Origin of the sequence: Kribbella caucasensis (assembly GCF_004361855.1) — a bacterium.
GTDB classification, from domain to species: Bacteria; Actinomycetota; Actinomycetes; order Propionibacteriales; family Kribbellaceae; genus Kribbella; species Kribbella caucasensis.
Window position 1 is genome coordinate 203,150 of record NZ_SNWQ01000004.1, and the last position, 24,432, is coordinate 227,581.

21 protein-coding genes are annotated in these 24,432 nt (G+C 69.0%); 8 read left to right on the forward strand and 13 right to left on the reverse strand.

Going from position 1 to position 24,432, the window contains the following annotated elements; genetic code table 11:
* Nucleotides 1-56 precede the first annotated feature (56 nt).
* Both EV643_RS10810 and EV643_RS10815 read left to right on the forward strand, forming a co-directional pair.
* The gene (locus EV643_RS10810) at nt 57-1,106 is read left to right on the forward strand and encodes a glycosyltransferase family 2 protein (RefSeq protein WP_133799876.1); all 1,050 of its coding nucleotides are present in this window, start codon (nt 57-59) and stop codon (nt 1,104-1,106) included.
* Complete coding sequence (locus tag EV643_RS10815) at nt 1,090-2,292, forward strand: hypothetical protein (RefSeq protein ID WP_133800051.1); 1,203 nt, start codon at nt 1,090-1,092, stop codon at nt 2,290-2,292. The genes EV643_RS10810 and EV643_RS10815 overlap by 17 nt, the downstream gene beginning before the upstream one ends.
* 9 nt (nt 2,293-2,301) lie before the next feature.
* Here the strand turns inward: EV643_RS10815 and EV643_RS10820 are convergent, their stop codons facing one another.
* Entirely contained in the window at nt 2,302-2,892 is a 591-nt protein-coding gene (locus EV643_RS10820; protein WP_133799877.1) for a TIGR03086 family metal-binding protein, read from the reverse strand.
* 185 nt (nt 2,893-3,077) lie between these two features.
* Here EV643_RS10820 and EV643_RS46660 point away from each other — a divergent pair, with 185 nt between their 5' ends.
* The 4 genes from EV643_RS46660 to EV643_RS10840 all read left to right on the forward strand — a co-directional run bounded on the left by EV643_RS46660 (nt 3,078) and on the right by EV643_RS10840 (nt 7,616).
* A complete protein-coding gene (locus EV643_RS46660) occupies nt 3,078-3,863 on the forward strand; it encodes a hypothetical protein (RefSeq protein ID WP_133799878.1) in 786 nt (261 codons plus the stop codon).
* A 33-nt stretch (nt 3,864-3,896) separates the two neighbouring features.
* The gene (locus EV643_RS10830; RefSeq protein ID WP_202869505.1) at nt 3,897-4,856 is read left to right on the forward strand and encodes an aldo/keto reductase; all 960 of its coding nucleotides are present in this window, start codon (nt 3,897-3,899) and stop codon (nt 4,854-4,856) included.
* Between the two features lie 142 nt (nt 4,857-4,998).
* Complete coding sequence (locus EV643_RS10835; RefSeq protein ID WP_133799879.1) at nt 4,999-5,340, forward strand: YciI family protein; 342 nt, start codon at nt 4,999-5,001, stop codon at nt 5,338-5,340.
* 131 nt (nt 5,341-5,471) lie between these two features.
* The gene (locus EV643_RS10840; RefSeq protein ID WP_133799880.1) at nt 5,472-7,616 is read left to right on the forward strand and encodes an HNH endonuclease signature motif containing protein; all 2,145 of its coding nucleotides are present in this window, start codon (nt 5,472-5,474) and stop codon (nt 7,614-7,616) included.
* Nucleotides 7,617-7,815: 199 nt separating this feature from the next.
* On the opposite strand, the gene EV643_RS10845 is transcribed toward EV643_RS10840, so the two are convergent.
* From EV643_RS10845 to EV643_RS44095, 8 genes are all read right to left on the reverse strand, one after another.
* On the reverse strand, nt 7,816-8,256 hold the full coding sequence (locus EV643_RS10845) for a GNAT family N-acetyltransferase (protein WP_133799881.1): 441 nt from the start codon (nt 8,254-8,256) through the stop codon (nt 7,816-7,818).
* Between the two features lie 104 nt (nt 8,257-8,360).
* Nucleotides 8,361-8,654, reverse strand: a complete 294-nt coding sequence (locus EV643_RS10850) for an antibiotic biosynthesis monooxygenase (RefSeq protein ID WP_133799882.1) — start codon at nt 8,652-8,654, stop codon at nt 8,361-8,363.
* A 23-nt stretch (nt 8,655-8,677) separates the two neighbouring features.
* Nucleotides 8,678-9,832, reverse strand: coding sequence for a VWA domain-containing protein (locus EV643_RS10855; protein ID WP_133799883.1), 1,155 nt, complete (start codon nt 9,830-9,832; stop codon nt 8,678-8,680).
* Nucleotides 9,832-12,000, reverse strand: coding sequence for a DUF5682 family protein (locus tag EV643_RS10860; RefSeq protein ID WP_133799884.1), 2,169 nt, complete (start codon nt 11,998-12,000; stop codon nt 9,832-9,834). Before EV643_RS10860 ends, EV643_RS10855 begins: the two co-directional genes overlap by 1 nt.
* 16 nt (nt 12,001-12,016) lie before the next feature.
* Nucleotides 12,017-13,102, reverse strand: coding sequence for an ATP-binding protein (locus EV643_RS10865; RefSeq protein WP_133799885.1), 1,086 nt, complete (start codon nt 13,100-13,102; stop codon nt 12,017-12,019).
* Nucleotides 13,099-14,520 carry a DUF5691 domain-containing protein gene (locus tag EV643_RS10870; RefSeq protein WP_238165491.1) on the reverse strand — a complete coding sequence of 474 codons (1,422 nt, stop codon included), beginning with the start codon at nt 14,518-14,520 and terminating at the stop codon, nt 13,099-13,101. Before EV643_RS10870 ends, EV643_RS10865 begins: the two co-directional genes overlap by 4 nt.
* Before the next feature lie 154 nt (nt 14,521-14,674).
* A complete protein-coding gene (locus EV643_RS10875; RefSeq protein WP_238165492.1) occupies nt 14,675-15,745 on the reverse strand; it encodes an SWIM zinc finger family protein in 1,071 nt (356 codons plus the stop codon).
* A 659-nt stretch (nt 15,746-16,404) separates the two neighbouring features.
* A complete protein-coding gene (locus EV643_RS44095) occupies nt 16,405-17,118 on the reverse strand; it encodes a hypothetical protein (RefSeq protein ID WP_166665403.1) in 714 nt (237 codons plus the stop codon).
* Nucleotides 17,119-17,318: 200 nt separating this feature from the next.
* Here EV643_RS44095 and EV643_RS10885 point away from each other — a divergent pair, with 200 nt between their 5' ends.
* Nucleotides 17,319-18,239 carry an alpha/beta hydrolase family protein gene (locus tag EV643_RS10885; RefSeq protein WP_133799889.1) on the forward strand — a complete coding sequence of 307 codons (921 nt, stop codon included), beginning with the start codon at nt 17,319-17,321 and terminating at the stop codon, nt 18,237-18,239.
* 36 nt (nt 18,240-18,275) lie between these two features.
* On the opposite strand, the gene EV643_RS10890 is transcribed toward EV643_RS10885, so the two are convergent.
* Together EV643_RS10890 and EV643_RS10895 are read right to left on the reverse strand one after the other, a co-directional pair.
* Nucleotides 18,276-19,841 (reverse strand): carboxylesterase/lipase family protein, encoded by a 1,566-nt coding sequence (locus EV643_RS10890; RefSeq protein ID WP_133799890.1) that lies wholly within the window; start codon nt 19,839-19,841, stop codon nt 18,276-18,278.
* A gap of 82 nt (nt 19,842-19,923) precedes the next feature.
* Nucleotides 19,924-20,784, reverse strand: a complete 861-nt coding sequence (locus tag EV643_RS10895) for a LysR family transcriptional regulator (RefSeq protein ID WP_133799891.1) — start codon at nt 20,782-20,784, stop codon at nt 19,924-19,926.
* A gap of 135 nt (nt 20,785-20,919) precedes the next feature.
* Here EV643_RS10895 and EV643_RS10900 point away from each other — a divergent pair, with 135 nt between their 5' ends.
* Nucleotides 20,920-21,840, forward strand: a complete 921-nt coding sequence (locus EV643_RS10900; RefSeq protein WP_133799892.1) for a TIGR03564 family F420-dependent LLM class oxidoreductase — start codon at nt 20,920-20,922, stop codon at nt 21,838-21,840.
* A gap of 170 nt (nt 21,841-22,010) precedes the next feature.
* Here EV643_RS10900 and EV643_RS10905 read toward each other — a convergent pair whose 3' ends face one another.
* The gene (locus EV643_RS10905; protein ID WP_133799893.1) at nt 22,011-22,979 is read right to left on the reverse strand and encodes an amidohydrolase family protein; all 969 of its coding nucleotides are present in this window, start codon (nt 22,977-22,979) and stop codon (nt 22,011-22,013) included.
* 327 nt (nt 22,980-23,306) lie between these two features.
* Nucleotides 23,307-24,215 (reverse strand): SDR family oxidoreductase, encoded by a 909-nt coding sequence (locus EV643_RS10915; RefSeq protein ID WP_133799895.1) that lies wholly within the window; start codon nt 24,213-24,215, stop codon nt 23,307-23,309.
* Between the last annotated feature and the right edge of the window lie 217 nt (nt 24,216-24,432).

Here is a 24,432-nt window from a genome sequence, read left to right on the forward strand (position 1 = left end):
CCGAGAGGTACAGCCGAATGGCTTCGGCTGCCGCCGGGCGGCTAGTCTCGGTCGGCATGAGCACCACCGTCGCCATCGCCGTGATCACGTTCCGGCGGCCCGAGCTGCTGGCGGAGCTGCTGGGCAGCCTGCAGGCTCAGGAGCTGCCCGCGGACGGCGAGTACGCAGTCCGGATCGTGGTGGTGGACAACGACGCCGAGGGATCGGCGGCCGAGGTGATCGCGGCCGCGGCCGAGGTCGGGCCGTATCCGGTCGATTCGGCGGTCGAGCCGGAACCGGGCATCCCGTTCGCCCGGGAGAAGTCGGTGCAGCTGGCCTGGGACGACGACGCGCTGATCTTCGTGGACGACGACGAGGTGGCCCCACCCGGCTGGCTCGCGACCCTGCTCACCGCGTGGGAGACGACCGGCGCGGATGTGGTGACCGGGCCGGTCCAGGGGATCCTGCCGCCCGACGCACCGGCCTGGAACCGGTACAGCGACGTCCACGACTCGACCGGCAAGCACGCGACGGGCGACGTACTGAACAAGGCCTACACGAACAACACCCTGGTCGCGCAGCGCGTCTACCACGCGGTCACACCGGCCTTCCATCCCGCGTTCCGCTACACCGGTTCGAGCGACCTGCACTTCTTTCTGCGGGTACACCGGGCCGGGTTCCGGATCGTGTGGTGCGAGGAGGCCGTGATCCAGGAGGAAGTGCCGGCGTCGCGGACCACATTGCGCTGGTTGTTCCGGCGCGCGTTCCGGTCCGGCAGCGGTGACAGCATCAGCCGGGTGCTGATCGAGCCGGGGGTGGCCAGCAAGCTGAAGGCACTGGCCTATGCTCTGGCGCGGATCGCGTCGGCCTTCGCGTACGGCCTCGGCGGTCTGGTGCTCGTGCGGAAGACCTATCTGCTGAAGGCCGTCCGCCGGTTCTTCTCGGGCATCGGAACCCTGGCGGGCATAGTAGGGATCAACCATGACGAGTACCGGGAACGGCACCGACCAGACGGTGGCGACGCTGTGCCAGGCGATCTGGCAGGTGGAGAAGGAACTGGATCTGCTGAGCTGGCGGATCCAGGGAGCCCACCCGTGGCCGATCATCCGGATGCGCGTCTTCCATGAGCTGACCAAACGCAGCGGCATCCACGGCAACCCGCATCCGGTCCGCCGGACCCGCTCCGACAAGGCCCGCCTGGTCGGCAAGCACGTCGCCGGTGTCGTCGGCAGGAACCCGTTCCTGGCCCCCGGCTCGTACGACGCGCTGGTGATCCCGCATCCGCGCAAACCCGGCGGCGTCGAGATCTACACCGACCGGCTCCGCGCCGAATTGGGCTCGTCCGCGCTGGTGCTCGACTCCGGGATCAACGGCACCCCGCTCCCGGGCAGCCGCAACCTGGACTTCTTCACCTCGGCCGCCGGCGCAGTGCACAGCCGCTCGGCCGACGGCCGCAGCTCGACCATCGCGGACGCTCTGGAGGCCCTGACCGGCGTCAAGGTGCCGATCGGCGCGCTCGTAGCTCGCGAGATCCCCAAACATGTCCGGCTGCGAACGATCTACCGGGCGCTGCTCCGCCGCCACAAGATCAAGACCGTGTACGCCGTGGTCGCGTACTTCCACCAGCACATCGTCGGCGCGGCTCGCGATCTCGGGGTCCGGGTGGTCGAACTCCAGCACGGCGCGATCAGCCCGTACCACCTCGGCTACAGCTACCCGGGCCGCCCCGTCGTCGCGGACCAGCCCGACGAACTCTGGTGCTTCGGCTCGTACTGGACCGACGTCGTCGAACTGCCCGCGGGGATGCGGACCGAGGTCGTCGGTGCTCCGTTCATAGACCGGCTGACGCCTGCGGAGGCCGAGGCGAAGGATCCGCAGCGAGTGGTGTTCCTGTCCCAGGGCACCATCGGGCCGCGGCTGCTCTCCTTCGCGCTGGAGCTGTCCGCCGCCCGTCCCGAGCTGGATGTCATCTATCGGCTGCATCCGAGCGAGCACTCAGATGATTACGTCATCCCGTCTTCCAGCAGGGTTCGGCTGTCGACCGGTTCCGCGGAGCCGACCCTCGACCTGCTCGCCTCGGCGACCTACCAGGTGGGGGTCTCCACCACTGCTCTCTTCGAGGGCATGACGCTGGGCTGCCGGACCGTCGTCGCCGACCTCCCGGGCAGCGAGTACCTGGCGCCGGCGATCGCCCGAGGTGATGCGCTGCTGGCCGAATCCGGCACCGAACTCGCCACCCAACTGACGGCAGCACCGCTCTGCCAGGACAGTAAGGCGTACTACGCCCCTGACGCCCTCGCCAAATTCCTCTGAATTAGCTGCTCAGCCTGCGCGCGGATCGCGCCCGATGAAGCCGAGCAACCGGTCCTGCAGCGGAGCGTCCTCGGGAACGGAGACCTCAGGCCCGAACACCTCGATACCTGGCCCGAACGCGTCGGGCGTCCGGTACTGCTCCATCACCGCGGCCGGAACGGACGTAGTACTGCGCCACAACCGCTCCACATCGGCCGAGTCCATCGCCTCGTCCTGCCCGGTCGCGCGGGCGAGATCCCAGCCGTGCAGCACCAGGTCGTCGCTGACCACCTGATCGATGTGGTCGGCGACCGTCATCTTCCCGCCGGGGGTGTCGACCTGTTGCGCGGCCAACTGCTCGTCCGCGAGCACCTCTTCGACCGCGGCACGCGCTCGCTGGAACGCGTCCAGCGGGTCGGCCTGCACAGACGCCTCTGGGTCGAGCGAACGCCCGAGCGGCATGACCATGACCCCGTGCATCGTCACGATGTGGTCCACGACGTCCCGCGCGGTCCACTTCTCGCACGGTGACTGGTTCTCCCACTGGTCCGCTTTGGTCGCCGCGACCTTCTGTTCGAACGCCTCCGCCCGCCGCCGGTACCGATCCGCGATCTCGCCCATCTCCGCCCCTTTCCAGACGCCGACGCCAGCCATCCTCCAGCGTGGGCAGGAGACACGCCAGAGCTCCGGGCCGCTGACATACGCCGGCCACGCTCTGCGCGGGTGGGTCGCGTCGGGCCCCGGGCCGCTGGCAGCTTCCTGTCAGGTCCCACGAGGCCCCAGATCAGGCCCCTAGCCTCGGGCATATGAGGAGGGCTGCGCTCGTCGCCGCGATCGTGGTGGTCGCACTGGGTTCGGCCGGGTGTGGCGGATCGGCCCCGGATTCCGATTCCGCACCCCCGGCCGGCGCCACCACCCCGTCGGACACCCCCTCGCCGTCGGCCACGCCGTCGGGCCCAGCCATAACTACGCCGAAGCCGACCCCGCAGCCGAAGCCGACTCCGCGGCCGGTGCCGACCGCGACCACTCCCACCGGACCGGTCCTCGTCGCAAAGGGCCAGACCAGCCCCGGCGCCCGGCTCCGGTTCGGACGCAAAGCCATCGTTCCGATCCGCGACTACGACTCGTTCACGCACGACTACACCGTGGGCGTCCTCGGCATCACCGTCGGCCCGATCCAGCGCGTACCCGCCACCCAACTGGAGGGCAACTACGACGCCGCCAGCCGCGCCCGGCTGAAGGGCCGCACCGCGTACTACTCCCGGATCGTGATCACCAACGAGAGCGGCAACGACATGTCCAGCATCGTCAAACCGGCCTTCGACGGCCTCCGCCGCAACGGTCAGAACCCCGACCTGGTCCTCCTCGGCGGCGACATCCCGTCCTGCCCCGAGAACGTCTCGTCCCCCGACACCTTCGACCACAAGGGCGCGACCTGGGTCGTCTGCCATTTCGAGGTCTCGTCCGCGTCCCGGCCCGTTCGCATGATCAGCTACGAAGAGCCGCCGTACGGCCTGGAAATCCAGATCTTCGACAACCCCGCCCCGCGGTACAACCAGTTCTACAACCTCGGCCCGATCACCTGGCGCTGAAAACTGTCGGTGCGATCTTCTACTCTCCCGGGCGTGGAGACAGTGGCGCTGGGGCGGACGGGATTGCGGATCAGCCGACTCGGACTGGGGCTGGCCTCGCTCGGCGGCATGTTCACGGCCGTACCGGATGGCCAGGCCATCGCGACCATCGACCGAGCCTGGGAGCTGGGCATCCGCCTCTTCGACACCGCCCCGGTCTACGGCTACGGACGATCCGAGCAGCGCGCCGGCCTCGCCCTCCGCGGCCGGCCACGGGACGAGTACGTCCTCTGCACCAAGGTCGGCCGACTGATCGAGCGCGACGGCCCGGACCTGCAACCGATCTGGGCCGACCCACCAGCCGGAGTCGGTCCACGACTGGATTACTCGTACGCCGCCGTGATGCGCTCCTTCGAAGACAGCCTCGCCCGGCTCGGAATCGACCGCATCGACGTCCTCCACATCCACGACCCCGAACTGGACTTCGCCACCGCCTCGACTGCCACCCTCCGAGCCCTGATCGAACTCCGCGACCGCGGCACCATCCGAGCCCTTTCCCTCGGCGTCAACCACGCCGACGTCGCCGCCCGCTTTATCCGCGAAACCGCCCCACCCGGCCCCGACTGCATCCTCCTGGCCGGGCGCTACACCTTGCTTGACCAATCCGCCGCAACCGATCTGCTCCCGCTCTGCCACGACCGCGGCATCGCCCTCCTAGCCGCCGGCGTCTTCCAAGGCGGCGCGCTCACGTCCCCCGGCTATCCCCCACTCCCACCAGCCCCCACCGGCCGAGTGGAAGCCCTCCGCACCATCTGCACCCAGTACGGCGTACCGCTGCTGGCCGCCGCCGTACAGTTCCCCCTCATCCACCCCGCCGTACCAGCCGTCATCGTCGGCGCCCGCACCCCCACCGAAATCACCGAAGTCGCCGAGTACCTGTCCCACCCCATCCCCGCCACCTTCTGGCCCGCCCTCCAACGAGCCGACCTGATCCCTGCCCCCACTCTCACCTAATCCGCCACCACCAGCCCCAGACCCGCGCCGGGATCCGCTACAGCCGGGCCGGAATCCCCTACGGCGGGGCCTGGATCCGTTACGGTCGGAGCAGAGGTGGACAGCACGGGAGTCCGTGGCTGAGCGACCGGAGGATGAGCCGATGCGGTACATGCTGCTGCACAAGACCAACGAGAACCTCGAAGCCGGGAACCCACCCGACCCCGAGATGCTCGCCCGCGCCGACGAGGTGCTGGAGGAGATGCGCCAGGCCGGCGTACTGCTCACCGCCGAAGGCCTGATGCCGAGCTCCCGCGGCGCCCGGATCACCTTCCAGGACAGCAATCCCCGCGTCACCGACGGCCCCTTCACCGAGACCAAAGAACTCGTCGCCGGCCTCTCCATCATCCGCGTCGACACGAAGGCCGACGCCATCCGCTGGGCCCTCCGCTTCGCCGAAGCCGACCCCGGCACCGAAATAGACATCCTCGAACTCGCCGACTAACAGCCCCCAGGTTGCCCACACCCTGGGGACACCTGTGGACAACTCGACGAACTCGACTCATCGCGAAACCCCTTATCCACAAGGGCTTTCCGGCCCCACAAAGTGTCGGCGGCATCATCTAGGCTTTTCGCATGGACAGGTGGTACGAACGGCCCGTGTGGTCGATGACCGGCAGCGACAAGCTGACGGCCCTCGACACACTGCAGGCCGACCTCACCCGCCTGTCCACCCGCCGCCTCGAACTCTTGGCCGCGTTGGACACCGACGGCTACGCCACCGAAATCGGCGCCCGCGACACGGTCAACCTGATCGCCATCCGCCACCGCCTCGACCCCACCGATGTCCGCCGAGACCTCAAACTCGCCCACGCCCTCCCGAAATACCCTGCCGTGTCCACCGCCCTCCACACCGACCCCACCACCACGCCGACCGACGCCGAAAGCCCTGCGCCAGCTGAGGAAACCGCGGCCAATGCGGAGACGGCCACGGACGCGGAGGCGGAGGCCGAGCGGGCCGGGCAGGCGGCGGCCGATGCGATCGGGGTGGCAGACGTGGACGGTGCGGCGGACGCGGAGCGGGATGGGCCGTCGGTGCTGCATCCGGGGCAGGCGGCGGTGATCGTCGATGCGCTGGAGAAGATCCCGTCTTCGGCGCGGGTCTCGGCCGAGTCTCTGCGGTTCGCCGAGGAACAGATGGTGAAGGCCGCCCAGGTGTTGCCGCCCGGCGAGCTGCGCAAGCTCGGCCGGGAGGTCCGCAACCGGCTCGACACCGACGGCCCCGAACCGGCCGAGAAGCGCGCCGCGGCGAACGAGCGGCTCTGGTTGAAGCGGACCGACGACGGCATCAAGTTCGGCGGGTTCCTGGCCGGTGACAACGCGGAGTTGCTGCAGACGATGGTGTTCGCCAACTCCAAGCCCCACAAGACCCCCGACGGGCAGCGGGACCCGCGCAGCCGCGGGAAACTCCAGGCCGACGGCTTCACCGACATCCTGCACACCGCGGCCGCGACCGGTGTCGCCCCGGCCCACGGCGGCATCAGGCCCCACATCACCGTCACCATCTCGCTGGCCGATCTGCTCGCCGGCACCGGCACCGGTGACCTGGCCCACGGCGGGACCCTGTCGGCGGCCGCGATCCGCCGGCTGGCCTGCGATGCCGGGATCATCCCGCTCGTCCTCGGCGCCAACTCCGAGCCCCTGGATGTGGGCACCGAGGAACGGTTCGTCAACCGGGCGATGCGGCGTGCGTTGAACGCCCGCGACAAGGGCTGCGTGGTGTGCGGCGCTCCACCGGCGATGTGCGAGGCCCACCACATCATCCACTGGGCCGAAGGCGGCCCGACCCGCGTCGACAACCTGGTCCTGCTCTGCAAGGCCCACCACATCGACGTGCACCACGGCCACTGGACCATCGAGATGGTCAACGGTCGCCCGGTGCTGTCCCGCCCCGACTGGGCCACCCCCACACCAACCCGTACTCCCACCTCCCCGGATCCGTGGGCCGACAACCCGGGCCGAACTCCGACCGCGCCGCCGGATCCCTGGGCGACCAGCCCGTCCAACACGCCACCCGCCGGGTCACCCGCCCCGGCGTCAAGCGGCGACTCGCCCGAAACCCCACCAGGTGCCGGGCCGCCCACACCCGAGCCTGCGCCCGAAACCCCACCAGGTGCCGGGCCGCCCACACCCGAGCCTGCGCCTAACACTCCACCAGGTGCCAGGCCAATCACACCCGAGCCCTGGCCAACCACACTCGACGCCGGAGCCGGCACCACAGCGGCCCGCAGCACGGGGTCGGCCACCACACCCGCCGGATCGTCCAGCCGCGCCACCACCCCGGCCGCCCCGGCCTGGGCGCGCTCCGGCCGCGACCCCGCCGACTATCCAGACCCCCGGGCCGACGAGCCGCCCACCGGAGCCACGCTGCGGGACGCCGACACCACGGGCCTGGCCCGGGAGATGGCCGCGGCGAAGGAGCATCCGGTCGACCAAACCAGTGGACCGGCCGACCACGCGGCCTGGCCAACCGGTTGGAGCCCCACATCGACCGAACGGGCGATCACCCCGCCCGGCGGCGCCACCCGCCGCCTCGGTGGATTCGCCCACCCACTCGGGGATTCCACCGGCAATCTCGACATCATGGTCGACCAGTTACGCCGCGAGGTTGCCGACTACCCAGACCCGTGGAGCGATGACCCATCGCCACAACCCACGGTCCCGCCGACCACGGCTTCTGCCTCACCTCCCCACCCAGGCCAGGCAACCCCAGCCAGATGAACAACCCAGGCGCTCATGCAACTCATTCCGCCACCCCACTCGGAGCGCGAGAAGTGCGGGAGACCGGTGCCGGACGGGTGTCGGTGAGGGTGAGGTGCGGGAGAAGACCGGTGCCGGTCAGGTGTCGGTGAGGGTCAGGTGCAGGAGACCGGTGCCGGTCAGGTGTCGGTGAGGGTCAGGTGCAGAAAACCGGTGCCGGTCAGGTGTTGGTGAGGGTGAGGTGCAGGAGCGGGTAGGGCTTGCCGGTGGTGTCGTGGGCGGAGCGGCCGGTCACCTCGAAGCCGTGGTGGAGGTAGAAGCCGACCGCACCCACGTTCTGCTCGTTGACGTCTACGGATCGTACGCCGAACGTGCGGATCGAATGCTCGAGCAGCAGCCGGCCGCCGCCACGGCCGAACGACTCCGGATCCACGAACAGCATCTCGAGATTGCCGTCGGCCGCACCGGCGAATCCCATCAGCCGACAACGACCATCCCGCAGCCCAATCAGCTGCGGGATCTCCTCGAACGCTCCCCGCACGAGAGGCCGGAAGACATCCAGGTCAGCCTCGGTGACAAACAGATGCGTCGCGCGGACGGACGCCTCCCAAAGTTCCGCGGCTCGGTCGTATTCCTCCGGCCGGATCTCCGAGATCTCCACCGGCCCAGTCAATCCGACAAATCCATCGACGCCCACCGATTAAGGCCCTCGACCGGACCGCCAGCCCAGCCCCGCTCAGTCCGACCAGCGTCAAGCCCCGCGCATCAACTCCCGGCGAGGGTTCCCTCCTCGGCGCTCACCAGGGAGTCGATGGCGGCGAAGAAGCGGGCGATGCCCGGCAGGTTCCCGCCCTTCGCCCGGCTGGCGGCCAAGTCCTCCGCACTCACCCACTCGACAATGTCCAGCCACTCCCCATCCGGCAGCCGCACCAGCCGCGCCCCCAGAAACCCAGCCCGATCCGCCACGAAGTCTGCCAGCATGCCCGCCCGGGCCGCCAGCAGCTCATCGGTCTTCTCAGCCGCCACCTTGAAGCGGGTCAGCTCAATCGTGTTCGACACCAGTCACTCTCCTTGCTCGATCATCAGTCCGACAGATTCGTAGAAGCCCACTGGTTAAGGTCTTCCCGGCGGATCGCAGCCGCCATCAGGTCCGGAAACAGGTCCGGCGTACAAGCGAAGGCCGGCACCCCGAGATCGGCCAGCGCCGCCGCGTTGTCCGCGTCGTACGACGGCGCCCCCGAATCCGCGAGCGCAAGCAGAGCCACCACCTGTACCCCCGACTCCACCAAAGAACGGGCCCGGCGCAACAATTCCTCCCGCACCCCGCCCTCGTACAGATCGCTGATCAGTACCAGCACCGTCTCGCCCGGCCGCGCCACCAGCGACTCGCAATAGGCCAGCGCCCGATTGATATCCGTCCCGCCCCCGAGCTGCGTCCCGAACAGCACATCCACCGGGTCCTCCAACTGATACGTCAGATCGACCACGGCGGTATCGAACACCACCAAGCTCGTCTTCAACGTCCGGATCGACCCCAGTACGGCGCCGAAAACGCTTGCGTAGACAACGGATTCGGCCATCGATCCCGACTGATCGATCGCCAGCACGACATCACGTTGCACACTGTGGTTGCGCCGCGCATACCCGATCAGCCGGTCCGGCACGATCGTCCCCAAAGCGGGCGAGAAATGCTTCAGATTGGCCCGGATCGTCCGATCCCAGTCGATATCCGAATGCCGCGGCCGCGCAGTCCGCCCAGCCCGATCCAGTGCTCCCGTGATAGCAGCCCTGGTCCGCTCAGCCAGCCGTTTCTCCAGATCCGCAACCACCCGGCCGACGACCTCACGTGCGGTCTGCTTGGTCTCTTCCGGCATCACCTCGTTCAGCGCGAGCAACGTGCTGACTAGGTGCACGTCCGGCTCGACCGCGCTCAACAACTCCGGTTCCATCAGCATCCGAGTGATCCCGAGCCGCTCGACCGCATCCCGTTGCATCACCTGGACCACCGAACTCGGGAAGTACCCGCGAATGTCGCCGAGCCATCGTGCAACCCGTGGCGCCGACGACCCGAGGCCCGCGGAGCGCTTCGAACCACTCTCGCCCGGCTCAGCGTCGTACAAGGCGGCCAGTGCGGCGTCGACGGATCGGTCAGCCGTCGACAGCGTCGTACCGGTCTCCGGGTCGGCTTCGCTGCCTAGCACCATCCGCCAGCGGCGCAGGCGTTCGTCGTCCACCATCACACCCCCAGCAATTGGGCGACCACCGGCAACACGGAAGCGGCCAGCTCGTCGTCCAACTCATTGTCCTCAGCAACAACCTGTACTCCGTTGCCGAGAGCACGGGCCCGTTCGCCGATCGAGCGTCGTTCGGGCGACGCGAACGTGCCGAAAGTACGCCGCAGCAACGGCAACACCTCCAGGAACGCCTCGTCCGGAATCGCGGCCAGCCAGGAATCCACCAACGCCAGCAGGCGTTCGTCATGCACGAGCAGCAACCCACCACCGGCAAGGAAGCCCTCGACATACCCGGCCGCATCACTCGTCGGCGTCCCCGGCGACAGCGCCCGCCCGAGCCGCAACGCGACCTCGCCGGCCTCGATCCGCGACGTGTCCAGCATCAACCGGGTCAGCCGCCCCGCGATCAACGGCGGCACCGACGACCGATCGCTCAACCCCTGCAACGTCCGCAACCACTCGTCCCGTACGCCGGACGACAGCAAAGTGGTCGCGTCCTGCACCCCGTCGACGAGTTGCAGCACACCCGCGGCCGCCTCCGGATCCAGCCCATGCACGAACCGCGCAAGACCCACACAAACGCGCGACACCATCCGCTCCGCCACGGACGCGAGGCCAGCCGTGTCGCTGCCCCGCACATCGCCGTACCGCGCGGAGCGGGCCAACGCGGGAAGGGCCTCCATCAGGTGACCCACATCGGTGTCCTTCGCCGCCCGGGTGTCCACACCGGCCAGCAACTCGGGCAACGCATCGGCCAACTCCGCGAGCAGGGACCGCTCGAGCGCCGCCGTCACCTCGGCAAGATTCGCCGACTCCGCGGCGACGCCCAGCATCACCGAAGTCGCGGCTCCGGCCACCGTGGTCCCGTGTGCGCCCGCGGCCACCAGATCGACCTCGAGCCCGGGATCCCAAGTGAGCTTCCACATCTCCCGGAACGTCCCCTGACTCCGCCTCTCATCCGAAGTGGGCAGACCCCAGTCGATCCCGAGAATGCGCAGCCGATGCAGCAGGTGCGACTTCTCCAGATCGTTCGGCTTGCGCAGATCGAGATCGATCACCCGCTCGACCGCGTCCCGCTTGAGCCGAAGCCGTCGCGCCTGCGCAGCCAGATCCGCCGCCACGGGCGCTTGCGGAGTATCGCTCGGCACCGCACCGAGCAACTCGCCGACGACGGCCTCCCTCGTCACAAGATCAAGCAGTACTTCGTTCCCGCCGCACATCACCGCTCGGGTGGCCTCGGTGACCTCGCTCAATCCCGCGAGTGGACGTTCCCGGAGCGCCGCGAGGGTGTCGGCCAGCCGAACCGCCTCGATCACGTGTGCGCTGGACACGGGGAGATCCTCGGCCCGCAGTACCTGGGCGACCTTCGTGAGCCAGCGCGTCGTCACCTGGTCGGGCGTGGTGAACAGGTGGTGGTACCAACCAGGCGAGGTCACGCCCGCGCCGTACCCGCTGGAGCTGGCGAGACGGCCGTGCGTCCACGGGACCCAGGTGCACGCGACCTTCCGCTTGGCCAGGCCCTTCAGGATCCGCTGGTCATGTGTTGCTGGGGGCAACGGTATGGTCAGCGCCGGGACGTGCCAGGCGCCGCAGACCACCGCGATCCGCTCGAATCCTTCCTTGATCGCCTTACGCAGCACGGTTCGCATGTACGCCTCGCGCTGCGCTTCCCGCCCACTCGGCACCTCGTCGCGACGCAGCTCGCCCATCGCCTCCGCGATCACCGTGAACGGTTCGGCCCCGTCCCGCCGGTGCTCGATCACGTCGTCCCACCAGCGCTCGGGATCGTCGTACCCACCGGCCGCCGCCAACGTCGCCAGCGGATCCGTCGCCAGCCCACGCCCGTCCCCACGCGACCCGAACTGGAAGGCTGCAGGCAGATCGCAAAACCGCACCGGTACGCCGGCCGACAGCGCGTGCCGGATCGCCTGCCACTCGGGACTGAACACCGCGAACGGCCAGAACGCCGCCTTCGTCGAATCGTCCACCGCATAGGCCAGCAACGCGACCGGCGGCACCATGTCCGGATCGCCCGCCAGCGCGACGATCTTGTCGGCCTCGGGCGGTCCCTCGATCAGCACGATGTCGGGCCGCAACTCGTCGAGCGCAACCGCCAACGCCCGCGCGGACCCCGGCCCGTGATGCCTGATCCCGAAGAGGTGAACCGTCATCGTCTGGCCCCGACCGTCATCCGTTGATGTCCCTGCAGGCGCGGTAGAAGTCGGACCAGCCCTCGCGTTCGCGCACGACGGTCTCCAGGTACTCCGACCAGACCACCCGATCCGCCGATGGGTCCTTCACGACGGCGCCCAGGATCCCGCCCGCCACGTCGTACGAGCGCAGCACCCCATCGCCGAAGTGCGCCGCCAACGCGAGTCCACCGGTCACCACGCTGATCGCCTCGGCGGTGGACAACGTCCCGGACGGTGACTTGACCGCTGTGCGCCCGTCCTCGGTCCGGCCCGAGCGCAGCTCACGGAACACGGTCACCACCCGGCGGATCTCGTCCAGCGCCGAATCCGGCCGCGGCAACTCCAGCGACGATCCGAGCTGCTCGACCCGGCGGGACACGATCTCCACCTCGTCGTCGGCCGAATCCGGCAGCGGCAGCACGACCGTGTTGAACCGTCGCCGCAACGCGCTGGACAATTCGTTGATCCCCTTGTCCCGGTCGTTGGCGGTCGCGATCACGTTGAATCCCTTGCGCGCCTGGACCTCGGTGGCCAGCTCGGGGATCGGCAGCGCCTTCTCCGACAGGATGGTGATCAGCGCGTCCTGTACGTCGGACGGCATCCGGGTCAGCTCCTCGATCCGGGCGATCTTCGCGCCGGCCATCGCCCGCTGCACCGGACTCGGCACCAGCGCGGCCTCACTGGGGCCCTGGGCAATCAACTGGGCGTAGTTCCAGCCGTACCGGATCGCCTCCTCGGCCGTACCCGCCGTCCCCTGCACGAGCAGGGTCGAGTCCCCGCTGATCGCCGCCGCGAGGTGCTCGCTGACCCACGTCTTCGCGGTCCCCGGTACGCCGAGCAGCAGCAGCGCGCGGTCGGTCGCGAGGGTGGCGACGGCGACCTCGATCAACCGGCGCGGACCGACGTACTTCGGGGTGATCTCCAGGTCATCCGCCTGACCACCGAGCAGATACGTGACGACCGCGGCCGGTGACATTCGCCAGGCAGGTGGCCGCGGCCGGTCGTCGGCGGCGATGAGCGCGGCCAGTTCGGCGGCGTACTCGTCCTCGGCGTGCGGCCGCAACACGGCAGTGGTCGTCATGACAGCTCCTCGTACATCTCGCGACGGAAGATCAGGGTCTCGACAAGTCGCGAACGCCAGGTGTCTTCCTCACCGGTCGGCTCGCGGGTGATCGGATGGTTGAGCGCTTCGTGCGGCACGGCCCTCGCAGCGATACTGGCCAGCCTGGCCCAGTTCCTGGCGGTGCCGGCCTGCTTGAGCTGATCCAGTGCCAGTACTGCGAGCGGCGCGGGCCAGGGGACCGGGAGACCGCCGACCAGGTCGGCAAGGTCGAGCTTGGCGCGCAACTGCTCGATCGCAGCCGGCCACTCGTCATGCGGCAACACCTTCAGCAAGTCCGTGGTCCTGTTGTCGGTCGCCGCGTTATGCCGCAGCAGCGCCCGAGCCCACTCGACATTCCCCTCCCGCACCGCAGCCTCAGCCCACGCCGCCTGCAGAACCTCAGCCGCCACGCCTTCAACCCGGAGCCGCAACACGTCGGCCGCCAGGACCTGGTGCGGGTCGCCTGGCGCGCGTTGCCCGAGGTCCGGGGCGCCGGGCAGCGGTGCGGCGGCGATGAGTTGGCGCAGCCACCAGGCCCGCCGGCCAAGCCCGGGATGCGGTTGGGGGTCGATCCCGTCGCGCTCCATCGCCTTGGTCACGCGTTGCGGCAGGGTGACGGTGAGAACACCATCGCTGACCGCCAGGTGGGACCACACCCGCTCCGCCATGCGCCCGGCGTACTGCGAACCCTCGATCCGCTGGAGGAGTTTCGCCGCGGCTCGCCGTACTTCCTTGGATCGGTCGTCGAGAGCTTGCTCGAGGAACTCCTCGTCCGTCTTGCTCAAGTTGGGCTGGAGCTCGGTCAGAAACTCGGCGCGCGCCTGTGCGTGCTCAGTCGGCCAAACCTCGCGAAGCGCCTCCAGCGCAGCCGCCGGATCGCGCCGACGGAGTTGGCGGAACCAGCTTCGCCGCTGAACCTGATTGCCGTGCGTCCAGTCCTGCGGATCGTCGGTCGCCGCCTGATGCATGAAACGCCACTCGGGGTTGAGATCCGCGAGCCAATGCGCGCGTCGGCCCGCCGCGGCGACGACCAACGGACGGTACTCCGCCCGGCCGCGGGCGTAGTCGGCCAGCGCGGGCAACTGCTCAGGTGGAATCCCCCAGCCCTTCTCGTTGGCGATGCGCAGCCATTCGCCGAGCGCGGCCGTCTGGAATCCGCCCATCATGGCCGCCAACCGCCTGATCGCGTTCGGCCTGGGAAGCGGTCTGTCCTCACCGTCTGCCGCCTCCACCGGCGTCAGACCTTCCAACGGACGTCGACCGGCTCGCTTGTACAGCGTGGCAAGCGCGGCCGCATCCAGCAGCTCCGCACCCTCGTGCAACTGCTCCCGAACCGCCGGCGGGAGCTCCCCAAACTCCGCTGGCCTCCGCTCGGTCCCCAACAACGCCGAGCTCACCAACCCATCCCACCCCCTCACGACGCCCCCACCAGACACCCACTCGCCCCGCCGCACCCCGCGCAGGCGGTCCCCGCCTCGCACCCCGCGCGGAAGGTCCACGCGACTCGGGCTGCATACGTGGTTGGCACGTCGCGGGGTGGAATGGTCGTGATCACAGGATCACCGGGCGAGTGTCGTGCCAGCAGGTCATGGGGCGGAAGCCGGCTCGGTTCCATTCGCCGGCGATCGTCACCGGGTCCCCGGCCGATACCGCAAGCAGCTTCCATGGATCGAACATCGGCAGGATCTCCAGCGCGTCCCCGGTCTCGTCCACCAGCGCCCAGCCGTCGCCGCCGTACCGGGCCGGCCGTACGTCCTGCAGGACCAGCGGCCACCGCTCGTTCCACGGATCCGCTGCCAGCGATTCGACGTACGACGCGAGCGCCTGCTTCGCGGTGAACCCTGTCGGTTTGGGCGCCGGCAGACGCGGTGCCGTCTGGGTGAGCAGCGCCCTCATCGGCAAAGCGCCCGGGTAGAACGACAGCACCGCAGGCACGTACTCCCCTGGTCGCGCCGGCAAAGGGTCCAGCCGTCGCCCGGCCGCCGCGAAGTTCAGGATCAACGCGATCCGCCCAGTCGTTGCCCCACGCAACCACAGTCGCCGGACCGTCAACCGCTCGTCCGGCTCGATCACGCGGCCGAGGACGAGCCAGTCGTCCTCCACCTTCTCCCCCTCGGCGAGCACGCGAGCGGTTTCGACGGTCCACCCGATCCGCGACTGCACGGTATCCGCGAGCGAGGGCGGCAACTCCGCGAGCCGGTTGTGCGCGGACACGGTGAGGTGGATCAGCGACAACTCCTCCAACAGCTCGCCCGGCCAGTCGTGACCGCGACCGACCACACCGGCCGCTCGGCGTACCGCTCCCGCCACGCCAGGTGCCTGGGCGTCGACCATCCGCGCGGCGAGCCGACTCAGCTCGCCATACCCCCGCTGCTCGAATCCGCTCAACCCACGCCGCATCTGATCGTCCAGCCAGCTCTCCAGCTCCGCCATCCCGGCCGACACCCGATCCGCCCGCCGCGCCGCCCGCTGCTGTGCCGCCAACGGATCCGCGACCTCCCCCGGCTTCCGCTCAGCCCGCTCCGCAGCCCGTTCAGCCCAAGAACCCCGCTCGGTCAGCCACGCCCCGACCCAATCCGGCTCCGCTTCTTCGCCCAACTCATCGGCCGCCCAGAGCAGCATCAACCCCAGCGCATGCTTATATAGAAACTTCCGGCTAGGACAGGAACACCGGAACGCCGGCCCACTGAGATCCACCACCGTCTGGTAGGGGCTCTTCCCGCTGCCCTGGCAGTACCCCCAAACCGCCCGCTCAGAGCTCCCCGCCCGAGACCACTTCCCCGCCCGAGCCAACCCTTGCCCGGCCTTGGCCGCGGCAGGATCAGACGCCAGCCCCAGCACCTGCTCCACATCCCAGTCCCCCACCGCCCCTCCAACCCTCAACAAACCCAACCCCGAGAGCATCCCACCCCCCACCGACACCCACCCCACAACCCCACCCCACCACGCCCCTCGGCGAGCCCATGCCACACCCCCACGCGACCACCGACACTGCCGCGCCGACCCGGTCGCCAGCCCGCATCCCCCCAACCCGCGCCCCGCAGCCCCGTCCAACCCGTCCCCCCCGCGACACGCGGGCCCCTTGCCCAGCTCCCCGACGGCGCTCGGACCTTGAACAAGATGTCGGGACCGTGAACACGGCACGACATGACCGAGCACCCCACATCCTGTTCACAGATCCCCACACCCACCCGCGGCACCACCGCGCCGCAGTACGGACCTTGAACAACATGCCGGGACCGTGAACACGGCACGACATGACCGAGCACCCCACATCCTGTTCACAGTCCCCACACCCACCCGCGGCACCACCGCGCCGCAGTACGGACCTTGAACAACATGCCGGGACCGTGAACACCAACACGGCGTGTCCGAGCTCCCGACAACCTGTTCACGGTCCCCACTCGCCCACAGGCGCCACCGCAAACGCAGTACGCGCACTGGTCAGCCAAAGGCCTCGTGCTCAGACTCGTACTGGGCGGGGTAGCCGTTGCCGGTCGCGGGGTGACCGCTGCTGGTGCGGCGGGTGTCGTGGGCCGGCGGCGGCGCGACAGGTGGCGCAGGCGCCGTAGGCGATGCCGGCGCGGCAGCCGGCGGCACGGCAGGTGGTGTGGGCGCGGCAGGTGGTGTGGGCGCGGCAGGTGGTGTGGGCGCGGCAGGTGGTGTGGGCGCGGCAGGTGCTGTGGGGGTGTCGATAGGCCGTCGCGGACTGCGACCAGCAAGCGGTGTTCGACCAGCCGCAGTTCGGTGATCCGCTGACGGATCGCCTCCTCTTCAGTGCGCGCAGCCGCAAGTAGCTCGTCCGCGTCGGCCTTGGCGACCTGCCGGAGGTGGTCGGCTGTTCGCTGGCTTGCGCTCAGCACACTCAGCTCGTACCGCCGCAGCTCGTCCACCCACGTACCGTCCTCCGGCTGTGAATCCAGCACCGGCGCCATTGGGTGATCCGCGTCGACGCCCGGCAGCGTCCGTTCCAGTTGGGCGATCTGCTGATCCACCCGGGCGGTCCGTGAGACGACCCGCTGCTGAAAGGGCTTGCCCGGGCGTAGCATGCCGCTGCTGTTGAACGATCAACAGCACGAAGCCCCGGCGGAGCGGTCAGGGCCCTGCCGGGGCCTCGTAAACGGCCCGCGCGACTCAGTGGGGTCGGCTCGCTGGACCGTCCCGGTGAGCTGTCGCGAGAGTAGGTTCCCGAGTCATGGAGAGCCGTCGACGATTCCTCGCCAGGACCGTTCCGGTGACGCTCGGAACCGCAGGCCTGCTCGCCGGTTGTGCCGCCGGTACCTCGTCGCGGCCGGCCGGCTCGTCGACCACCACGCCGAGCGGCTCGCCTGCTCCGCCGAAGCCGGCCGATGCCCGCTTTCGCTACGGCAAGCACCCCAACCAGTGGGCCGACCTGTACCTGCCGTCGACCGGCGCGAAGTTCCCGGTCGTGGTGACGATCCACGGCGGCGGCTGGACCGTCGGCGTCGATGCCCGCGAGACCGTGCCGTTCGCCGGCGACCTGACCCGGGACGGGATCGCGGTCTGGAACATCGAGTACCGCCTGCTGGACGGGGGCGGCGGTTGGCCGGCCACCTTCCACGACGTCGCCGCCGCGATCGATCTGTTGCCGAAAGCAAGCAAGGGCCGGCTCGACCTCCGCACCGTGATCTCCTTCGGCGCCTCCGCCGGTGGTCACCTCGCCGCCTGGGCCGCCTCCCGGCACCGGATCCCCGCACAACACCGCGCTCTCCTCGGCGGCGCACCGAAACAACGCCTTCGAGGTGCCGTCGCCTACGCCGCGCCGCTCGATCTCGCCTACGACAGCGACAACTTCGGCAACTCGGTGCACCTGATGGACGGAACCCCGGCCAGACATCCCGACCGGTACGCCGCCGGCTCGCCGTACGCGCTGCTGCCGATCGGGATCCCCGTGGTTTGCCTGCACGGAGACGCCGACCAGGTGATCCCCTACGAACAGTCGAAACGCTATGTCGCGAAGGCGAAACAGCTCGGCAGCCCGGCCAAGCTGATCACTCTGCCCGGCGTCGACCACAACAACACCCAACCCCTCCGCATCGGCGAACCCCTCTGGAACCAGACCAAGGCCGAACTCCACACTCTCCTCGGCCACTAACCAGGGCTCCCACGTCTGTCGTGGGAGCCCTATCGCCTAGATCGACTCCCAGAAGTCGCAGCGGTGTTCGACGCGGAGGTCGATCGGCGCGGTCCGCGCGACGCTGATCGATCGGACCACGTCCTTCTCGTACTCCGTCCAGCCGGCGCCCGGCGAGCCCGTCCGGGCGAACGTCGTCCACTGGTCGAGCAACCGATCGGCCAGCTGCTCCTGCTCGGGAGTCAGCGGAGGCGGCGTCCACGGACCTGGGTTCGTGCTGTCGAAGAAGTACCTGATGTCCACGCCGTGGTGTGCGCCGTACGGGAACTCACCCGGCTGCTGGGTCCGGGGTTCCGCGAACTCGTACGCGTACACCGGGGCACCGCGCTTCATCAGATCGTCCGCCGGCAACTGGGAGCAGGCGCCGACCAGCTTCCCCTCGTCGGTGAGGATCTGCGCGAACGCCAGACTCGGCGTCGGGTACGCCGTCAATGGGTACTCCGCCAGGATCTTCCGCGCCGCCCGCTCGCCGTACATATCCCGGACCACCACCGGATACTGCTCAGCCGTCAGCGGATTCCCACTGTCGTCGTACCGCGATCCGACGAACGACCGGGCCTCGTCCTTCGTCCCACCGTGGATGATCGGCACGTCGGCGGCGAGGCCCAGCCGATGCGCGACCGATGGCTGGAACGGCAGCGCCCACGTCCCGGTGACCGGCAACCAGGGCCGATCGGCGACCTTGCGGTTGACCACGGTCGGATCCTCGTTCAGCCCGGTCAGCTCCTGGAACGGCTTGTTCCGAAGGCATTCCACCGCGGTCCGCGGATCCGCACAGCCGAGGTCGGCCGCGGTCTTCAGCCCTCGTCGCTCGGCCGTCGACTGCGGGACGAAGTCATTCAGACAAGGGGCACTCTGCACGATCGCCTGCTGGAACAGGCCCCGCGCACCAGGCGAGACGAGCTGCGCACAAGTGCTGAACCCGCCGGCCGACTCACCCCACAAGGTCACCCGACGCGGATCCCCACCGAAGGCCACGGCGTTCCGCTGCACCCAGCGCAAGGCTGCCTGCTGGTCGGCGAGGCCGAAGTTCCCGGCGCCCGGATCACGCAGCCCCGGATGATCCAGGAACCCGAGCGCGCCGAGCCGGTAGTTCACCGCGACCACTACGTTGCCTCTGGCAACCATTGCGGAAGGGTCGTACAAAGATCCCGCGCCGGTGGTGAACCCACCACCATGAACGAAGACCAGCACCGGAGCCGACGACGCATCCACCGGCGTCCAGACGTTCAGCGAGAGGCAATCCTCACTCCCGGACACCACGGGTGAACCACTCTCGGACCAGCCGAGTTGCGGACAGATCGGACCAGGTGAGGTCGCGTCGCGAACCCCTGGCCATGGCGCCGCCCGATCCGGAACACGCCATCTCCGCTCACCGACGGGCGGCGCGGCGTACGGAATGCCTTCGAAGACGCGGATGCCGTCGACCGTCTCGCCGCGCACCTTCCCGGCGTCGGTCGCAACCACCTCGCGAGGGGGCGAAGCGGCAGCCGGCAACACAGCGGCGGTACCGAGCGCCGACACCAGCACCAGGACACTGAGGACACTTCCGATTCGTCTCATGACTGAGATCCTCCCGGCTACCCGGCGTAATCGGCATCGTCCAGGCGCGGTATCTTCAGCTACCTCAACTGCGGTATTCCCTTCAGATAAAGGCGTTCACCAGTACGTCGAGGCACGGCGGCGAGTGGTCCGTGTTGATCACCAGTTGCCCGGGCACGCTCAACGCAGGCGCGAACGGCCCCATCCACAGCTCCCCGTCCGACACCTCACAAGCGTTGCCGTAGACAACGGTCCAGGCCGGCGAACCGTTCGTCATCTCGACGATCGCGTCCTCCAGGCTGTCCACCGCCCGTCCCGGCAACGGCTCGAAACCGGCGTCCCGGCAAGCCTCCAGAACCCGATCGGACAGCGCCGGCTCCTCGACCCGAGGCGGCAGTCGCAATGGCAACGCGGCCAGCTCGACCAGCTTCACCCCGTCAGCAGCCTTGTACTCCGATGGGAGTAGCACCGACAGCGGCTCCTCCCACAGCGGTATCCCCCGTACTCCGGCTGTGGTGACGGGTCCGCGTACGAAGGCGACGTCCAGCTCGCCCGATCGGACCGCCTCGACCTGTTCGCCAGGCGGCCGCGAACTGAGCTTGATCTCGATCCCCGGCACGGTTCTCCGCAGTTCCGACAGCCCGCGCTCCAGCCGTTCCCGAAGACCGCTGCTCGTGCCGATTCGCAGTACTCCGGCCTGGCCCGCGACCAACTCGGCCGCCACCTCGGCAGCCCGATCCGCGGCGGCCAGGACAGCCCGGGCCTCCCGGAGCATCCGCTCACCATCGCCCGTGAGCGTGACCCGGCGGGAGGATCGGTCGAGCAGACGCAGCCCGAGTTCACGTTCCAGCCTGGCGACCTGCTGACTGACGGCAGGCTGGACGATGTTGAGCCGCTCGGCGGCCTTACCGAAGTGGAGTTCCTCGGCCACGGTGACGAAGTACCGCAACTGCCGTAGCTCCATGCCGACCTCCCGTGCTGATCGCCGATGCGCACCACGCGATCCACCGGAGTATCGGCTGATCGATCACGGGTCCTTATCGCCGGACAGCGTAACCGGGGCTTGGTCGGCGGGTGGGGCGCTCGTTGACTGGTGGACATGAGAATCGGACTTTGGATCGAGGACGAAGAGCGCAGGATCGACGAGATCGCCGCGGCCGGACGGACGGCGGCTGACAGCGGGATCAGCCGCATCTGGTTCAGCCAGCGCACCGGCTGGGATTCGCTGACGTTGATCGCGGCACTCGGACCGCTGGTGCCGAAGGTGAAGCTCGCTGTCGGCGTCGTGCCCGTCTATCCGCGGCACCCGATCGCGCTTGCCGCGCAGGCGCTCAGTGTGCAGGCGGCGACCGGCAACAGGTTGACGTTGGGGATCGGGTCCAGCCACCAGGTGATGATGGAGGGGCAGTATGGGCTGTCGATGGACCAGCCTGCGAAGTACATGCGCGAGTACGTCTCGGCGCTCACTCCTTTGCTGCACGGCGAATCCGTCGCGTACCAGGGCGAGAAGCTCACTGCTGTTGGGCAATTGAGCGTTCCGGACGCTGCTGCGCCAGAGGTGATCGTCGCTGCACTCGGCCCGCGGATGCTGCGGATCGCCGGTGAACTCACCGACGGCACCGTCACCACTTGGGCTACGCCGGAAGTCATCGCCGACTACATCCGGCCCACGATCGATAGGGCCGCCCTCGGACGGCCGCATCCGCAGGTGATCGCCTGCTCCTGCGTAGCGGTGACGGATGACGCGGACGGTGCGCGGCAGTGGATCGCGGACCACTACGGCCCGGCCGCTGGGCTACCGGCGTACCGCGCGATCATGGATCGCGGCGCGGCAGCGGGTCCCGCGGACACAGCGGTGATCGGCGACGAGGACGAGGTCGCCCGGCAGCTCCAACGCTTCGCCGACGCCGGCACCACGGAGTTCATGTTCGCCCCCGTCGGCGGCCCCGACGTACAGGCACGCACCATCGCCCTCGCCCTCGACTTGGCCCGCACTACGCCCCACCGGGCAACCGCCTGACGTCCTACCCACACCCGTCGACGCCCGACGTACAGGCACGCACCATCGCCCTCGCCCACGACCTAGCCCGCACTACGCCCCACCGGGCAACCGCCTGACGTCCCATTCACACCCGTCGATGCCCCGAAGCACAGGCACGCACCGTCGTCCTCGACCACACCTGGCCGGTACTACCGCCCTCCGGGTGACCGCTTGACGTCCTGTACTCGGCCCAGCAGCCGTACTGCGTTCGCGGTGGTCCGATCGCGCCACCCATCGGCCGCTGTCGATCCGTCGAGTGCTGCGATCTGGTCGGCGACCGCTTCGGCCGGAGTGAAGCAGTGATCACTTCCGTAGAGCAGGTGATCCGTGCCTGCGACAGCCTGGAGGGCCGGCAACTGGTTCGGCACAGGCGTCCCGGCGACGTCGTACCAGAGGTCCTTCAGCTGTCCGGACACACTGGGCAGGTTGCTCATCGGCGCTAACGTATCCCGGAAGCTCTCCAGCCGATCACACAGCAACGGCAGTACTCCGCCCGCATGCGTGACGATGAACCGGATCCGCGGGTAGCGCGTGAACACCCCGGTGAGCACCAGATCGGTCACCGCGCGGGCGCTGTCGAACAGGAACTCGATCATCGGCCGCGGCCGGTCGAGCGAGACCTGACGCCATTGCGGCGGCGAAGTGGGATGCAGAAAAACAACCGCGCTTCGCCGATCAAGAGTTCGCCAGAGCTGTTCCCAGGCGGGATCACCCGGATACTGGCCGGCCGCGTTGCTGTTCAGGACGACACCGTCCGCCTGCAACTCGTCGAAAGCGTGGTCCAGTTCGGCCAGCGCGCCGTCCAGATCCGGCAGCGGCAAGCTCGCGAAGAACCCGAACCGGCCTGGGTGATCCCGACCCAGCTCGGCGGCCGCCTCGTTCATCCTCCGGGCGAGCACCTGCGCCCGGAAGTCGTCGCCGAAGTGCACTCCTGGCGACGACACCGACAGGATCGACCTGGCGATCCCGTTCCGGTCCATCAACTGCAGTTGCCGCAGCACACTCCATCGAGGCCAGCCCGGCATCCCGTCCGGCCGCAAATGCCCCGCCCGCTCCGCTGCCGCCACATACTCCGGCAACACGAAATGCGTGTGCACGTCAATCAGTCCCGTTCCCATGAGACCCCTCCCGCACCAGCACCCTCGACGCCGCCTCGCACCTCGGGGCCTGTTGGCCGAGCAGCCCACTGAGGCGGCCGAATATGGCCGCCTCAGCAGTTAGAAGACAGATCACGCGCTGCCCGGGTGGAAGACAGGCGACCCGTTGCTCGGGTGGAAGACAGGCGACCCGTTGCTCGGGTGGAAGGCAGGTCACCCGTTGCCCGAACGGAGAACAGGTCACCCGTTGCACCGGTGGAGGGCAGGTCACCCGTTGCACGGGTGGAGGGTAGGTCACCCGTTGCACCGGTGGAGGGCAGGTCACCCGTTGCACGGGTGGAGGGCAGGTCACACGTTGCTCGGGTGGAGGAGGTCTTCTAGGCCGATGCGGCGGAGGAGTTCGGTGCGGACCCGGTCGGCGACGGCGTTGACCACCGCGGCGCCGTCGTCGGACGGGTCGACGTGGACCCGGAACGGCCGCTTGCCCTTCTCGGTGCCGACGACAGTGACGATCGCACGGGCGACCTCGGCGACGTCGGCCCACTCGGGTTCGAGTTCGGCGAGCTTCTGGCTGACCTGGTCCATCAGCCCGGCGTACCGGGTTTCGTACGCCGCGACGATTTCGGTGTCGGCCGGCTGACCGCTGTGCGCGAAGTGGTTCGTGCCGTGGGTGAAGGCGCCCGGTACGACGATCGTGGTCTCGATTCCGAACCGCGCGACCTCGAGCTGGTAGCTGACCGCCAACGCATCCATCGCCGCCTTGGCCGCGAAGTACGGCGCGAGGTACGGCGGGGTTCCGCCGCGGGTGCTGGAGCTGCCGACCCACACCAGCAGACCGTCCTGCTGTTCACGCATGTCGGGCAGGGCCGCGCGGTTGAGGCGCTGGGTGCCGAGCACATTCGTGTCGTAGAGGTCGGCGAGTTGCTCGGGGGTGAAGGCCTCGGCGGGGCCGGTGACCATGTGGCCGGCGTTGTGGATCAGTACGTCCAGGCGACCCTGCTCGTCCAGCACGGTCCGTACGGCCTGGCGGGCGGACTCGTCCGAACTCACGTCGAGCTCCACCGCGCGGAGGTCCACGCCGTTGCCCCTCTCGTCATGCCCAGCCCTGTACTGCGCTGCGTCGGCCGCGGCAGTCGCGTTGCGTCCGGCAAGGTCGCGCATTCCGGCGTACACGGTGTGCCCGGCGTCGGCGAGAGCCCGGGCGGTGAGCGCCCCGAAACCACTCGAAGCTCCGCTGATCAGAATTGTCTTGCTCATAACAAGCTCCCTTTCAAATAACAAGTTCGAGTTGGGCAAGCGGGCGCGCTTACCGAGTGCGATTGGGAAGGGGTAACGCCGGCCAGGCGGCAGGGCCGCTGGTGGGGTTAGGCGGCGGAGCCGCTGGTGGGGTTAGGCGGCGGAGCCGCTGGTGGGGTTAGGCGGCGGAGCCGCTGGTGGGGTTAGGCGGCGGAGCCGCTGGTGGGGTTAGGCGCGG

Excerpts from the sequence above, each read along its gene's own strand:
- EV643_RS10855 (WP_133799883.1), bottom strand. The coding sequence starts at position 9,832 with ATGGTGGACGACGAACGCCTGCGCCGCTGGCGGATGGTGCTAGGCAGC.
- EV643_RS10900 (WP_133799892.1), top strand. The coding sequence starts at position 20,920 with ATGAGAATCGGACTTTGGATCGAGGACGAAGAGCGCAGGATCGACGAG.
- EV643_RS10890 (WP_133799890.1), bottom strand. The coding sequence starts at position 19,841 with ATGAGACGAATCGGAAGTGTCCTCAGTGTCCTGGTGCTGGTGTCGGCG.
- EV643_RS10820 (WP_133799877.1), bottom strand. The coding sequence starts at position 2,892 with ATGGGCGAGATCGCGGATCGGTACCGGCGGCGGGCGGAGGCGTTCGAA.
- EV643_RS10810 (WP_133799876.1), top strand. The coding sequence starts at position 57 with ATGAGCACCACCGTCGCCATCGCCGTGATCACGTTCCGGCGGCCCGAG.
- EV643_RS10865 (WP_133799885.1), bottom strand. The coding sequence starts at position 13,102 with ATGACGACCACTGCCGTGTTGCGGCCGCACGCCGAGGACGAGTACGCC.
- EV643_RS10875 (WP_238165492.1), bottom strand. The coding sequence starts at position 15,745 with ATGCTGCTCTGGGCGGCCGATGAGTTGGGCGAAGAAGCGGAGCCGGAT.
- EV643_RS46660 (WP_133799878.1), top strand. The coding sequence starts at position 3,078 with ATGAGGAGGGCTGCGCTCGTCGCCGCGATCGTGGTGGTCGCACTGGGT.
- EV643_RS10840 (WP_133799880.1), top strand. The coding sequence starts at position 5,472 with ATGGACAGGTGGTACGAACGGCCCGTGTGGTCGATGACCGGCAGCGAC.
- EV643_RS10835 (WP_133799879.1), top strand. The coding sequence starts at position 4,999 with ATGCGGTACATGCTGCTGCACAAGACCAACGAGAACCTCGAAGCCGGG.
- EV643_RS10915 (WP_133799895.1), bottom strand. The coding sequence starts at position 24,215 with ATGAGCAAGACAATTCTGATCAGCGGAGCTTCGAGTGGTTTCGGGGCG.
- EV643_RS10860 (WP_133799884.1), bottom strand. The coding sequence starts at position 12,000 with ATGACGGTTCACCTCTTCGGGATCAGGCATCACGGGCCGGGGTCCGCG.
- EV643_RS10885 (WP_133799889.1), top strand. The coding sequence starts at position 17,319 with ATGGAGAGCCGTCGACGATTCCTCGCCAGGACCGTTCCGGTGACGCTC.
- EV643_RS10815 (WP_133800051.1), top strand. The coding sequence starts at position 1,090 with ATGCGCGTCTTCCATGAGCTGACCAAACGCAGCGGCATCCACGGCAAC.
- EV643_RS10895 (WP_133799891.1), bottom strand. The coding sequence starts at position 20,784 with ATGGAGCTACGGCAGTTGCGGTACTTCGTCACCGTGGCCGAGGAACTC.
- EV643_RS10905 (WP_133799893.1), bottom strand. The coding sequence starts at position 22,979 with ATGGGAACGGGACTGATTGACGTGCACACGCATTTCGTGTTGCCGGAG.